Genomic DNA, 13719 nt, shown 5'->3' with positions numbered 1-13719 from the left:
GATGTTTGCGCGTAATCGTGTCATTTGGAATGAAGGACTGTTTATTAAGCCCCAGCATTTCCAGCAGCAACAACGTTTTTTAGAATATCATATAGATGAGCGAATTTTATCCGTAAGTCGCTATTTACATGGTGTTTCTGAGTTATCACTTAACCCTGAGTATCTCTCTTTCGGTCGTATCGCTATTGAACGTGCAGTTGGTATTATGCCTGATGGGACGGTTTTTCGTATTCCTCAAGAAGACGTATTACCTGATGCTTTAGAAATTGAAGATGCTTCTCTTGCTAACCAACTCGTCTACCTAGCTATTCCATTACGCAGTGATTCATTGATGGAGATTAATTGGCCTGAAGAAAGAGGGACTGGCCGATTTGTTAGCAGCCGTTTAGAAGTGCGTGATGTGCATACCGTTAGAGGCGATACGACAACGTTAGATGTCTCTCCAGTTCGTATTCAGCTAATGCTCGAAAAAGAAGATCGTAGCTCTTATGCCTCTATTGCGGTTGCGCGTATTATGGAGAAACGTCCTGATGGAAGTATTGTTTTAGACCCTGATTTTATTCCGTGTCATATTAATGTAGCAAGTAATCCGTCACTTCACCGTTTTATTAATGAAATCTCAGGATTAATGCGAGAGCGTGCCAAAAATATTGCACAACGTATTAGTGCACCATCACAAGGTGGTGTGGCTGATGTTTCGGATTTTATGTTGTTACAAGCACTAAACCGTTTACAACCACAGATGCAACACTTAGCTGAGCTACGTAGTTTACATCCTGAACGTTTGTTTGAATGCCTTGCGAGTGTTTGTGGAGAATTGGCAACCTTCACTGATGAAAGTCGATTACCACCAACGATTCCAAGTTATAATCATGAAATGCCGAGTCAGTCTTTTCAACCTTTAATTCGTAGTTTAAGACAAAGCCTAAGCATTGTTCTAGAACCGAGAGCGGTTTCTATTCAACTAGACAAGCGTAAGTATGGATTAATGGTTGCCCCAATTCATGACCCTCAGTTGATCGAAAGTGCTGAATTCATTATTGCGGTGAAAGCTCGCATGCCACTTGATGAATTACGTCGATTATTTACCCAGCAGACGAAAGTATCATCGGTGGAAAAAATCCGTGAGCTTATTTCTCTTCAACTGCCAGGTATTCCAATTACAGCATTGCCTGTCGCTCCTAGACAATTGCCGTATCACGCTGGTTATACTTATTATCAGTTGGATAAAACGAGTTCGGCATGGGCGATGTTGGCCCATTCAAGTGGCTTTGCTTTCCATGTGGCGGGAGCGTTCGATGATCTTGATCTTCAATTTTGGGCAATTAGGAACTAATCATGGAAGTGAATAAAAAAAATACTCAATATAGTGGGCTTCTGTTCGATAGTGCTGAACAAATGAATCATGACCAAGATTATTGGTTTCAATTACGAGGCAATAATTCAAATAGCTTAATTGATGCTGCGACTCCTTTATTTGGTCTAGCGTTGCGTGTAAGAAGCTTGACTGAGTGTGCCAATATTGAGCAAATTTATAAACAGGCAATTGAAGAGATCAAGGCTATTGAGATTGAATTGACTGAACAAGGCTTTGATCACGCTATATTGATGGCTTATCGCTATATTTTGTGTGCTGTTCTTGATGAAGCGGTTATGGGAACTGATTGGGGATCTTCAAGCTTGTGGGCTGAGCATTCAATGTTATCGCGTTTTCACAATGAAACGTGGGGAGGTGAAAAGGTATTTACTATTCTCAGCCGTTTAGAAGGTGAGCCTGAACGTTACCGCCTGTTACTAGAGTTTATTTATCATTGTTTGATTTTAGGTTTTGAAGGTAAATATCGTGTAATGGATAATGGTCGTAATGAGCGTGAAAAAGTGATCAGTCGTTTACATAATATTATTAACTCTCTTGATGATAATGAGCCAAAAGAATTAACCTCTGCGACTGAGCATGTTGTGAAATCTAAATATAAGTTAAGTCGACAGTTGCCTATTTGGTCAGTTTTGCTCGGCTTCTTAATTATTTGGGGGGGTGTGTTTTTAGGTTATTCTTATTTGTTACATACTAAATCCTCTGATGTTTTAAATCAATTAAACCAAATACTCTAATTATAAAGGCTAGGTTATTATAATGATCCGTATTGAATTACCCACGTTAATTTCAAAACTTAATGCACAAAGTAAGCTAGCACTGGAGCAAGCTGCGTCTTTATGTATTGAACGTCAGCATCCAGAGGTGACTTATGAGCACTTTTTGCATGTGTTGCTTGAAAACCCACTTTCAGATGTACGTCTTATAGCTAAGCAAGCTAATTTAGATGTGGACGCGATTAAGCATGCGATTAGTGCTAGTTATGCTCGTGAGCAAGTGTTGGATACTTATCCGGCATTTTCCCCACTTTTGGTTGAGCTATTGCAAGAAGCTTGGCTACTTTCCACGACAGAGCTTAATCAAAATCAACTCCGTTCCGGTGTGATATTTTTGGCCGCGTTAATGCGGGCGGATCGCTATCTACCACTAAATTTGATCCGTATTTTTGACAATATTAACAAAGAGAGCCTAAAAAAAGGCTTTGATACCTTATTACAAGATTCTGCAGAATCGGTGGTTGATAAAAATAAATCAGGTTCTAAGGGGGTGATGCCGCTGGATTCGGCATCTTCTTCTCCTTTACATAAATACTGTACCAATATTACTGAGCAAGCTCGTAATGGTGAGTTAGATCCAGTCTTATGTCGTGAAAACGAACTCAATTTAATGATTGATATTTTATGCCGTCGACGTAAAAACAACCCTATTGTGGTCGGCGATGCTGGTGTCGGAAAGAGTGCGATGATTGAAGGTCTTGCACTTCGTGTCGCCTCAGGTAACGTACCTACGCAACTGCAAAACGTGGAGTTGTGTTCGCTTGATTTGGGTTTACTACAAGCAGGGGCATCGGTAAAAGGTGAATTCGAAAAGCGCCTCAAAGGCGTTATTGATGCTATCAAAACCTCCCCGAAACCCATCATTCTATTTATCGATGAAGCCCACACTTTAATTGGTTCTGGTAATCAAGAAGGTGGGAGTGATGCGGCTAATTTGCTTAAGCCAGCCCTTGCTCGAGGCGAGCTGAGTACCGTTGCAGCGACCACTTGGAAAGAGTACAAAAAATATTTTGAAAAAGATCCAGCTCTGACTCGTCGTTTTCAATTGGTGAAATTAGAAGAACCAAGCATTGGGCAAGCCGTCGATATTCTACGCGGATTGAATCGTGTTTACGAAAAAGCCCACAACGTATTGATTACTGATGATGCATTGAAAGCTGCCGCGGAGCTCTCAGCTCGTTACCTTTCAGGTAGGCAACTTCCGGATAAAGCCATTGACGTGTTGGATACGGCGTGTGCACGTATTGCTATTAATATTACCACTCCTCCTAAGCGTTTAGCCCAACTTGAAACTGCCTGTCATCAACGACAGTTAGAAATTGATATGCTTAAGCGTGCTCAATACTTAGGCCAAGTTGTAGATACGCATCGTTTAGACGAGTTATGTAATCAGGAAGCCAGCGATGAAGCTGAAAAAGCAGAGTTAACGCAACGTTGGCAAGAGCAGAAAACGATCATTGGTCGGATTATTACACTGCGCGAACAGCTTCTTGATGACTCGGGTAGTCAGAGTGAAGAAACTCAAGTGGAACGTGATGAGTTATTGAGCCAACTACGAGCGGAGTACCAAACATTAGATAATATTCCGCATTCGGAACGTTTAATGCATCCACAAGTTGATGCCCAACAGATCGCAGAAGTGATTGCTGATTGGACAGGTGTGCCTGTTGATCAAATGAACAGTGATGAGTTACATAAAATTACTCATCTCACCTCTATTTTAAGTGAAGTCATTAAAGGACAAGACACGGCTATAGGGCGAGTTCATCACCATCTCTTAACCGCTCGTGCAGATTTGCGTCGCCCTGGACGTCCCAAAGGAGCCTTTTTATTGGTTGGTCCTAGCGGTGTGGGTAAAACAGAAACGGTTGTCCAACTTGCTGAACAATTATACGGTGGAAAGCAATTTTTAACCACAATTAATATGTCTGAGTATCAGGAAAAACATACGGTTTCACGTTTAATCGGTTCTCCACCTGGTTATGTAGGCTATGGTGAAGGTGGTATTCTTACCGAAGCCATTCGTAAAATGCCTTATTCTGTTGTGTTATTAGATGAAGTAGAAAAAGCGCATCCCGAAGTGCTCAACTTGTTTTATCAGGCATTTGATAAAGGTGAATTGGCTGACGGTGAAGGTAGATTAATTGATTGCCAAAATATTGTCTTTTTCCTTACTTCCAATCTCGGTTATCAAACTATTGTTGATTATGCTCAGCAACCTCAATTATTGGATGAACAGCTATATCCTGAATTAGCTGCATTTTTTAAACCTGCATTACTTGCTCGTATGGAAATTATTCCTTACTTACCACTCAATAAAGAGGTTTTAGAACAGATTGTACGAGGTAAATTGACTCGACTCGAACAACTATTTAAACAACGGTACTCAGCAGAGGTCGTGATTAAAGATAGCTTGATCGAAGAGATCTTAAATCGTGCGACACGTTCTGAAAATGGAGCTCGTATGCTTGAAGCGATTATCGAAGGGCAATTATTACCGCCCATTTCATTAGCTTTATTAAATAAACTTGCTGACAAGCAGCCAGTTCAACGTATCTATTTAGCTGCCGAAAATGGTGAGTTTATTGGAGAGGTTGAGTAATAATGAACCACTGGTTAGCTTTTGCAACCGAGCTTATTGTAGCCAAAAAAACTAGCCAATTAGCCGCGCTATTCGTGGAAATAATCCAGCGAGAGCAAGGATTAGATACCTGTCTTTTTCTTGCTCCTAGCGCAGATGGTCGCACTTTAGTGCCTCAAAATGATTCACTCAATTTCAGTTGGTCTGTCACTGATTTTGAGTGTCCTTTTGCGCATGTTTTACAATCAGCTAAGCGAATGCATTTGACCATCAATGAATTGGTGTTTTGGCGTTCTAACCATTATTTTAGTCAACTGACTGATCGAGTCGGTAGGCAAGATAGCGTCGTCATACATCCACTAATGAATGATGATAATCAAGTTCATGCCATATTGTTCTTAATTGGCCAGCATAGTGTGTTGAGAGGATTGTTTGAACAGCCACCATTTATTAAATATTTAGAGGTATTTAATCATCAATGGTTATTGTTGAATAAAATTCTACGTGAGGAACAAAGTCGTTATGAACTATCAGAGTCTTTGTCTGATGTACGTAATGATCATGTTCATCGCACATTGCTTGCTAATTTAGCAACCACATTGATCGGAAACAGTTCCGTAATGCATAAATTACGTGAACAGGTTATTAATGCAGCGCCCTCACAGCTATCAGTTATGATTCAAGGGGAAACAGGTACAGGAAAAGAATTGGTTGCTCAAGCAATACACCAGTTCTCTACTAGAAATAAGGCGCCTTTTATCGCGATTAATTGCGCTGCAATTCCTGAAAATTTATTAGAGAGTGAATTATTTGGTTATTGTAAGGGGGCGTTTTCTGGTGCTGATAAGGATAAACAAGGCTTAATCGCGCAAGCCAATGGCGGAACCCTGTTTTTAGATGAAATAGGTGATATGCCACTTACGCTGCAAGCTAAGTTACTACGTGTCCTTGAAACGCAGTTATTCAGGCCTCTTGGAAGTAAGAAAGAGCAGTCTTCTAACTTTCGTCTAGTGTCTGCAACCCATGTCAACCTGCTGGATCAAGTGCGTAAGAAAGCATTTCGTCAGGATCTATATTACCGTTTATTTCAATATCCTATTATCTTGCCTCCTTTAGCTACTAGGCTCGATGATATTGAGTTACTCAGTCAATATTTTGTAGATGGCTTTAATTTGCGACATAAAACTAATATTCGAGGGTTACATTACCAAGCGCTCGACTGCCTTAAGTCTTATGACTTCCCAGGCAATGTTAGAGAGCTGAAGCATCTTATTGAGTTTGCTTGTGCACAAACCGCTGATGGTACGCAAATAGAAGAACCGTGTTTTAGTCATCGTTTATCGAGCATGACTACTGTGTCAGAGGATTCGTTCTCTTCACAAGAAATTATTGAGGATGAGGGCAAGAAATTAAATCATGTCGCCATTGGAGATCTAAAGCAAGCTGTTAATGAGTTTGAATCTCGAATCATCCGTGAAAGATTACAATATTTTTCTGGTGATAGAGCTAAGGTCGCGGAAAGTCTGGGTATTCCTAAACGTACATTGGCTTACAAATGCCAAAAATTGGAGATTAAAACCCCATGAGTAAAATACGTTTCCTATTTTTCATCAGTGTGCTTTTTAGTCTCTCGATGACCTCTGTCAGTGCATCTAATCAAGTGTTGGAGCAAGCAAATGCCTGTACAGTCATTACCTCACGTTTGGATAGGCTTAATTGTTTTGACTCCTTATTTGCGACACCAGTGAATCAAATGCTTCCTAGAGTGATAGAAAATAATACGCCATTGTCATGGCAGCGTGCGTTTAATAGTTTGAGTGAATATCAAGAGGGAGATGCTTATCATCTGACAACCGAAGGAGAGGGTGAGAAAACGAACGCCTGGATTACATTGCTCGCCTTAAATCAAACCACTCACTTTCCGGATAATGCTAAACCAGTATTGCTGATGAGCTGTATCGATAATTTAAGTCGAGTAGAATTGGCTCTGCCAAGTGCGATTGATGATCCTCGTATCCAACTTTCTATTGCTAATACGGAAGTCCAGTATTGGCGCAGTGACGATTTGGGGCTGTTATTTTCATCAGGAAGAGGAATGCCAGCTATTGATATGATGAGAGCCATGGCTAGTGGAAAAATGCTTATGCTACGTTCTAATTCTCCATTTATCGATGGTTTGCGATTTGATACTAGTGAGCTTTCGCAATCGTTGGGTGCATTAAGAACACGTTGTGGTTGGTAAGGAGCCCAAATGGAATTAACTGATTATCGACGTTGTGTCACTCAACCAATCCAAGAGGCTAACCCTGTTGGTGAAAGATTGATTGACGATCCATTGTTTGACTTTGTTGAAGATCAAATGATGAAGGTAGGGTCACTTTCTCATGCCAGCGTTCAATGGGATGAAGTTGAACACAGTTCGCTTAAATTACTCAGTGAGAGAAGCAAAGATCTTAAACTGCTTATTTATTTATTGCAGTGCCTTCATTATCGAGTTTCTCCTGCGCGTTTTATCGTTTCACTACAAATCCTAAACGACTTTATGACTTTATATTGGGAGGAGTGTTTTCCTGCGCCAGGAAAAAGAGGGGCGCTGCCTCGCCGTAAATTCTTTAGTCAAATTGTTCAACGCTTATCGTTAGTGATTGATAAATTAGATTTTTCTCAATTTGATATGCAAGAACGTGATGATTTAACGGTGGCTCTGGAGTCATGGAAAGCGTCAGTCACGAGACTTGGACTCATGTCCGATAGTATCGATAGCCTTATGAGCCAAATTCATAGCAAGCTGCAGCGTACTATTGAGCGAGAGCAAGTAACAAAAACCGTTCAACCAACTCAGGATATTGAGCGAAAATCGGTAACGACACCCAGTGTGATCTCCATAGATAGCTCAAGTGATAAAGCAACAAAGCAAACCTTACTTAAAGTGGCAGAGTTTCTTTCGGAACAGGAGTTTGGAAGTGCCTTGGCAATACGTATCAGACGTTATGCGGTATGGTCGTCGATAACCTCTTTACCTGAACACGATGTGCATGGTGAGACTTTACTCCGCGCGATGGCACAAGAGCGAGTAAAAGAATACCACGATCAAATGCGCAGTCCGGATTTAGCACTATGGAGAAAAGTCGAACAAAGTTTGACGATGGCACCCTATTGGTTCGAAGGACAGATGATGAGCTATCAGATTGCGCATAGCTTGGGTAAAAAAGAGTGGTGTGAGGCGATTTTGACGGAAACTCAGCAATTTATCGCTCGTTTGCCCACATTAATCGATTTGAAGTTTAAAGGTGGAGAGCCTTTTGTTAATCATAGTGTAAAAGAATGGTTATTGAGTCAGCAACAAACGACTACTCAAGGGCAAGTCGCTGGTGATTGGCAAGAAAAGCGAAAAGAAGCACTGACATTGGCGAAAGAGGGGGGCATTGCTGTCGCCCTGTCTATGCTAAATGATGGCTTAGTGAGCGCTAGTGAACCAAGAGATAAGTTTTATTGGCGACTATTATCTGCTGATTTATTAAATACTAATAATTTAGATGCGATGGCGAAAGAGCAGTACCAAACATTACACACTCAAATTACAAAAATGAGTGTGACAGATTGGGAACCCTCATTAGTTGAGCAATTAGAACGATACACAACGTCAGAGTAAACGAAGGACAAAAACCCATGTGGAAATATATTGTTGGGATCGCGAGAAAATTAAAGCCTGGTATCGCAGCTGCAATGCCTATTTTGTTATTCAGTATTTTTATTTTGTTGAATGTGGCCATTTGGTGGATGGGCCCTTGGGTGGAGATTTCGGGTAATAAGCCACTTGACTCAGTAGCAGCGCGAGCGGTGACAAGTAGTTTATTTACTCTAGGTTCTCTGGCTATATGGGGCATTTGGCAGTGGCAGAAACTGCAGGGTTTTAAAGCAGAACAAAAACGTGAAGAGCAGTTACGCGAAGACCCTATAAAAGCTTATGAAGAGCGTCAAGAGGTTGAATTAAATCAAGTCATGCTTAGCATGAAAGAAAACCTTAATAAACGTAATTACCTCTATGCTTTACCATGGTATTTGGTGTTGGGACTAGAAAATGCAGGTAAAACTAGCTTAATTAACCGTTCTGGACAAAACTTTGTTTTTTCTTCCGTGATGAGAGCATCGGGTAAAAAAAGTGAGAATCCGTACTCATTTGATTGGTGGATCGGTGATGAGTCTGTACTTATTGATCCTGATGGTGAATTACTGACACAAGGTAAGCAGAGTGATGAAAATGATGGTGTTATGGAACGCCGGTTATGGCTTCATTTTGTTAATTGGTTGGAAAAAACACGCAGTCGTCGACCACTCAACGGTATCGTATTAACATTAGATGTTTCTCATTTGGCCACTGCAACCGCCACGGAACGCAAAGCTTATGCTAACCTGTTGCGTGCGCGTTTGCGTGAATTAATGGAGACACTCTCCACTCGTTTACCAGTTTACATTGCGTTAACCAAATTAGATTTACTGCATGGTTTTGAACCGTTCTTTAAAAACTATTCACGCAGTCAGCGTGAAGATGTATTAGGTTTTACCTTCTCGTTGGATTCGATCAATGACTTAGATAATTGGCTCAATGAGTTTACCGATGATTATAGCCAATTTATAGAAAGAATTAATGATGCTTTACCTCATGCAGTATCGACTCCAATGAGTTTGGATGAACGTAATGCTATTTACAGTTTTACTCGCCAAATCTCTGGTCTGAAAGATATTTTATTGCAGTTTTTTAATGATGCTCTCGCCAGCGATCAGTTTTCTACCTCTGCTTTAGTTCGTGGAGCTTACTTTACCTCTGTATATCAACAAGGGGTGCCGACTAATGCTTTTGATGATGCAGCATCACGCCGTTATGGCTTAGAACATGCTATTAATAAGGCTCAACAAGCAAAAAACTCAACCGTTTATTTTACTCAGAAACTATTTAATAACATTATTTATCCTGAAGCAGGCTTGGCGTCAGATAATTTTCGAGTAGCTAAGCAAAAACGTCGTTTAATTGGTTTGTCACTGTTAGCTTGTTCTATTGCAACCGTTTTATTAATTGGCAATTGGCATCGTTATTATCTAAATAACGTAAAACAATCCGATGCAGTATTGACTAAAGTTAATGAGTATAAAAATGAGTTCCCATCGAATATTTATTTATCATCTCAACAAGATGTATTGCAGCCATTAAATAAAATTCGTCAAGCGACTTTAGAGTTTGGTTTCTTTCGAGATAAACCGAAGTACATTTCCGATTTTGGCTTATATCAAGGTCATACTATTGGACCTATGGTTGAGGCGACTTATCTTAATTTATTAGAAAGTCGATTTTTACCTTTACTCATGGCCGACGTCGTTGTCCAGCTTAATAAGGCAACAACGGATGAAGAAAAGTTGGCAATATTAAGAGTTTATAGGATGATGGTTGATAAAAGTGGTCGCTATAAAGACTATGTCCTTGATTATTTTGCTAAGTATTGGCAACAAGAGTTTGCAGGACAGCGCTCAATTCAAGAGGAGCTACTTGGCCACTTAGATTATGCCATGCTGCATACTGATCTTGCTGGTCACAGGGAGAATGGGGATCATAATGCTGATATGGTGATGAAGCCCTATGATCGGGTGATCGCTCAAGTTCAGAACGATCTTGGCTCTATGCCTAATGATCAACGGGTCTATCGTAATTTAAAATTAAATGCACAGACGGTGCTCGGTCCATCGGTAAATTTACGTAATCTTATTGGCCCAGTATTTGATGTCGTTTTTGAAGAAAGAGTCATTAATAGCAGCGCCTTATATATACCACAAATGCTTACCAAAAAAGGCTTTGAAGACTACTTTATGCCTCAGTCTGAATCAGTATCTGAGCTAGCTTTGATTGATAGTTGGGTACTAGGTCAATCTAAATCAGCTCAATTTAGTGAAGCAGATAAACAAGCATTACGTGAAAAAATAAGAAATCTATATGTGGCCGATTATGCGAATACGTGGCGAACGGCGTTAAATGAAATTAACGTAAAATATTTCCGTGATATTAATGATGCTGTATCGGTATTAGAAAACTTGACCGGTAATATTGAACCTATGCAGCGTTTACTGCGTGCATTAGAAAGTAATACACAAATGTATACTACGCTTCCTAGAGATGAAGCCGCACAAAGAGAGTTACTCAGAAATCCTCGTTATCAGGTTGCTTCTTTGATTTATGCGCCTTTCGCTGAACTTAACACGCTACTCAAACCAGTTGGTGATCGACCTGCTTATATTAACGAAGTTCTTCTTGCGGTTGAAGAGTTGCAAAACTACCTAAAAGCCATTCAACAAGCTCCTGATGTTGGAATGGCTGCTCTTGATGCCACTAAAGCACGTGTTAGATTAGTCAATTCTGACCCTATTTACACGGTTAAGCGGGTTGCTTCTGGTTTACCTAAACCATTAGACACCATGATAGCCAAACTGGCTGATGAAAGTTGGTATGTTGTCAAACAAGAAGCCATAAAGCATTTAGAAGTTCGCTGGCATGATGATGTTTACAAAGTCTTTGAAGAAAAATTGGCTGGGCGATATCCGTTTAATTCCGATTCTAGTAAAGATAGCTCATTATCTGATTTTGAGGCTTTCTTCGCGCCTAACGGTACATTGGATAGCTTCTACAATAATCAGTTAAGAATGTTTGTTGAGGAAAATATCGCTGTTCACGATGATGACAGTGCCCAGTCTATCATTCGTAAAGATGTCCTTGAACAGCTCAAACAAGCGAAAAAGATACAGCAGGCATTCTTTAATCGTAAAGGAATTGTTGATGTTAGCTTCTCAATTGAGCCATTACGCCTCAGTAATAATAAACGTCGCAGTGTACTCAATGTTGATGGTCAATATTTGGCTTATGGTCATGGTCCTAGAGAGAGTGTAGAACTAATTTGGCCAAATACATTACGTGAATCAGCCGTATCTAGAGTTACACTGATACCAACTCAAAATAACATGTCTCCTCGGAGTATTAATATTCAAGGACCATGGGCGTTCTTTCGTTTACTTGATCAAGGGGATGTTGTCGGAGCTAGCCCTACTTCGGTTGATTTCAAATTCATCGTGGATGGTGGAGAAATGATCTACCGACTGAATTCTGAAGCCGATGTGAATCCATTTACAGAACGATTGTTTAAATCATTTAAACTCTCTAAAACACTATATTAAACCTTTATGAGGAGTGATGATGAATTACTCCTCAAATAACTCAGGACGCTGTAGCTATGTCCATTTTTGTATTTACTGATCAAGTTCGTTTTCATTTAATAGATGATGCTTCTGGTATCCGGAATATCGATCTTTATCAAAAGATCAGAGATGAGATCAACCGTCGTAACAACCCTCTCTCTGGTGGAACTGATTGGTCATTGGTAAAAGATGCCTGTGAAACCTTAGCGAAAGGTCCAGGTATTGATCTTTTATTATGTAGTTATTACACCGTTGCTTGTTTAAAAATACAAGGATTAGTCGGTTATGCAAATGGATTAGAGTTACTTAATAGTTGTTTAAGTAACTTATCAGAACCAGATATAAAATCAGCTAAAATGCGTAAAGAAGTGTTAGATTGGGTTAATGCTCGTGTTGTTAGAGAGTTAAAGGATTTATATCCAAACTATGAATCTTTACGAGATCTCTATCGTTGTGAGCGATTTCTTGAGCGTATTTATGCTATTTTAGAATCTCAACAGCCAGATAATTTAGTTGATTTTGATGGCGTAGGATTTGCTATTTTTGAGCATATTGATCGTTTAGAAACGCAATATCAGTCCTTACTTAAACGTCACGAACAAACTGATTTGGTTGTTCAGGAGAAGTATAGAAAACGTTCGTACGTTATGTATACCATCTATTTTTCTATAGGGGTTTTAATCTCTGCACTGCTGTATGGTTTAGTCGCCTATTTACCGGATCTTCAAGCTCAGTCTTATGCGCAATCTAGGTTAATGCCAATATTAAATAGTAGTGAAAAAGTGATGCTATTCGAACAGGAAAACTCACCCGCAAAAATTAACCAACTATCTATTGATATCGTACCTTTATACCGACAGGTTATCGAAGAAAATATGGATTTACCTTTTGGGGCGGCTCGTGTTGAAGCGAGAGCTTTATTAGATACTTTATTACGAGTTTATCCAAATGTAGATACTGTGATAGAAATTGAACAACAATTTTCAGCAACAAAACAAGAGGCTCTGCGACAAACTGAGCGATTTATTGAACAGTTTAGTGAAACACGAACTAAAATGGCCAATATCTCATTACTTGCTCAGCAAGGGAGATTGTCTGAATTGCAAAGAAAAACCAAATCGTTAGAAGATTTTGCAGTCAGCTTATCACCCATCTATGGTCGAGTGGCTTATGTAGAGGATCTGATAAAAAAAGGTCAGATAACTCAGGCAAGTGAAGAATTTATGATTTTAAAATATCGATTAAATAATTTGACCTGGAAAATGGCTGAGCTTGAACAGAAGCTTCAGATGATTGAATAACACCTTTTATCAAATAGTAATTTATCTAACATTACAATAAAAAAGAAAGGAACACAAAATGGCAAGGTTACGTTTTCGGCTAAAAGTGGATGGGTTGGCAGACGATGTCTTGATGGTGCGTAAATATCAAGGTGTCGAATCGCTGTCGGACAGCCAGCAGGATGGTCAGCACTGTTATGGTTTTCGTTACCACATCCAGCTTGCCAGTCGTCGCTCAGACTTAACCGCGCTAGACGTTGTTGATAAAACGGCGCAGCTGGAAATGTGGCGTGATGGCTTACTCGTGCAGCGGGTGCATGGTATTGTCCGTCAATTTAGCCAAGGCAACATTGGCCATCGCCATACCTTTTATGGATTAACGCTGGTACCCGCTTTAGAGCGTTTATTGCTGCGCCATAACAGCCGCATCTTTCAGCTCCAGACGGCTCCCGACATCATCGCCACGTTATT

Annotated in this window: 9 protein-coding genes; all 9 read left to right on the top strand. The window is 40.1% G+C overall.

Features of this window, described 5'->3' with window-relative positions:
- Nucleotide 1: 1 nt before the first annotated feature.
- Nucleotides 2–1336 (top strand): type VI secretion system baseplate subunit TssK, encoded by a 1335-nt coding sequence (gene tssK, locus BSR11_RS08980; protein WP_072670083.1) that lies wholly within the window; start codon nucleotides 2–4, stop codon nucleotides 1334–1336.
- Nucleotides 1337–1338: 2 nt separating this feature from the next.
- Nucleotides 1339–2112, top strand: a complete 774-nt coding sequence (gene icmH, locus BSR11_RS08975) for a type IVB secretion system protein IcmH/DotU (protein ID WP_072670082.1) — start codon at nucleotides 1339–1341, stop codon at nucleotides 2110–2112.
- 22 nt (nucleotides 2113–2134) lie between these two features.
- On the top strand, nucleotides 2135–4753 hold the full coding sequence (gene tssH / locus BSR11_RS08970) for a type VI secretion system ATPase TssH (RefSeq protein WP_072670081.1): 2619 nt from the start codon (nucleotides 2135–2137) through the stop codon (nucleotides 4751–4753).
- Nucleotides 4754–4755: 2 nt separating this feature from the next.
- The gene (locus BSR11_RS08965) at nucleotides 4756–6318 is read left to right on the top strand and encodes a sigma-54 interaction domain-containing protein (RefSeq protein ID WP_072670080.1); all 1563 of its coding nucleotides are present in this window, start codon (nucleotides 4756–4758) and stop codon (nucleotides 6316–6318) included.
- Nucleotides 6319–6365: 47 nt separating this feature from the next.
- The gene (gene vasI, locus BSR11_RS08960) at nucleotides 6366–6974 is read left to right on the top strand and encodes a type VI secretion system-associated protein VasI (protein WP_110168317.1); all 609 of its coding nucleotides are present in this window, start codon (nucleotides 6366–6368) and stop codon (nucleotides 6972–6974) included.
- A gap of 9 nt (nucleotides 6975–6983) precedes the next feature.
- Nucleotides 6984–8384, top strand: a complete 1401-nt coding sequence (tssA, locus tag BSR11_RS08955) for a type VI secretion system protein TssA (RefSeq protein ID WP_072670078.1) — start codon at nucleotides 6984–6986, stop codon at nucleotides 8382–8384.
- Between the two features lie 17 nt (nucleotides 8385–8401).
- Complete coding sequence (gene tssM, locus BSR11_RS08950) at nucleotides 8402–11947, top strand: type VI secretion system membrane subunit TssM (protein WP_072670077.1); 3546 nt, start codon at nucleotides 8402–8404, stop codon at nucleotides 11945–11947.
- A gap of 56 nt (nucleotides 11948–12003) precedes the next feature.
- Nucleotides 12004–13269, top strand: a complete 1266-nt coding sequence (locus BSR11_RS08945; RefSeq protein ID WP_072670076.1) for a type VI secretion system ImpA family N-terminal domain-containing protein — start codon at nucleotides 12004–12006, stop codon at nucleotides 13267–13269.
- Nucleotides 13270–13327: 58 nt separating this feature from the next.
- On the top strand, nucleotides 13328–13719 hold a 392-nt coding region (locus BSR11_RS08940), incomplete at its 3' end, for a contractile injection system protein, VgrG/Pvc8 family (RefSeq protein WP_259741281.1).

It is taken from the genome of Vibrio injensis, from assembly GCF_001895205.1.
In the GTDB taxonomy this organism is placed as follows: Bacteria; Pseudomonadota; Gammaproteobacteria; order Enterobacterales; family Vibrionaceae; genus Vibrio; species Vibrio injensis.
The sequence above is the reverse complement of the archived record's forward strand: the minus strand, read 5'-3'. Positions and strand labels throughout refer to the sequence as shown.

What these genes read in the sequence shown, in the direction of transcription:
- tssK (WP_072670083.1), top strand. Translation starts at nt 2, where the DNA reads ATGTTTGCGCGTAATCGTGTCATTTGGAATGAAGGACTGTTTATTAAG.
- icmH (WP_072670082.1), top strand. Translation starts at nt 1,339, where the DNA reads ATGGAAGTGAATAAAAAAAATACTCAATATAGTGGGCTTCTGTTCGAT.
- tssH (WP_072670081.1), top strand. Translation starts at nt 2,135, where the DNA reads ATGATCCGTATTGAATTACCCACGTTAATTTCAAAACTTAATGCACAA.
- BSR11_RS08965 (WP_072670080.1), top strand. Translation starts at nt 4,756, where the DNA reads ATGAACCACTGGTTAGCTTTTGCAACCGAGCTTATTGTAGCCAAAAAA.
- vasI (WP_110168317.1), top strand. Translation starts at nt 6,366, where the DNA reads ATGACCTCTGTCAGTGCATCTAATCAAGTGTTGGAGCAAGCAAATGCC.
- tssA (WP_072670078.1), top strand. Translation starts at nt 6,984, where the DNA reads ATGGAATTAACTGATTATCGACGTTGTGTCACTCAACCAATCCAAGAG.
- tssM (WP_072670077.1), top strand. Translation starts at nt 8,402, where the DNA reads ATGTGGAAATATATTGTTGGGATCGCGAGAAAATTAAAGCCTGGTATC.
- BSR11_RS08945 (WP_072670076.1), top strand. Translation starts at nt 12,004, where the DNA reads ATGTCCATTTTTGTATTTACTGATCAAGTTCGTTTTCATTTAATAGAT.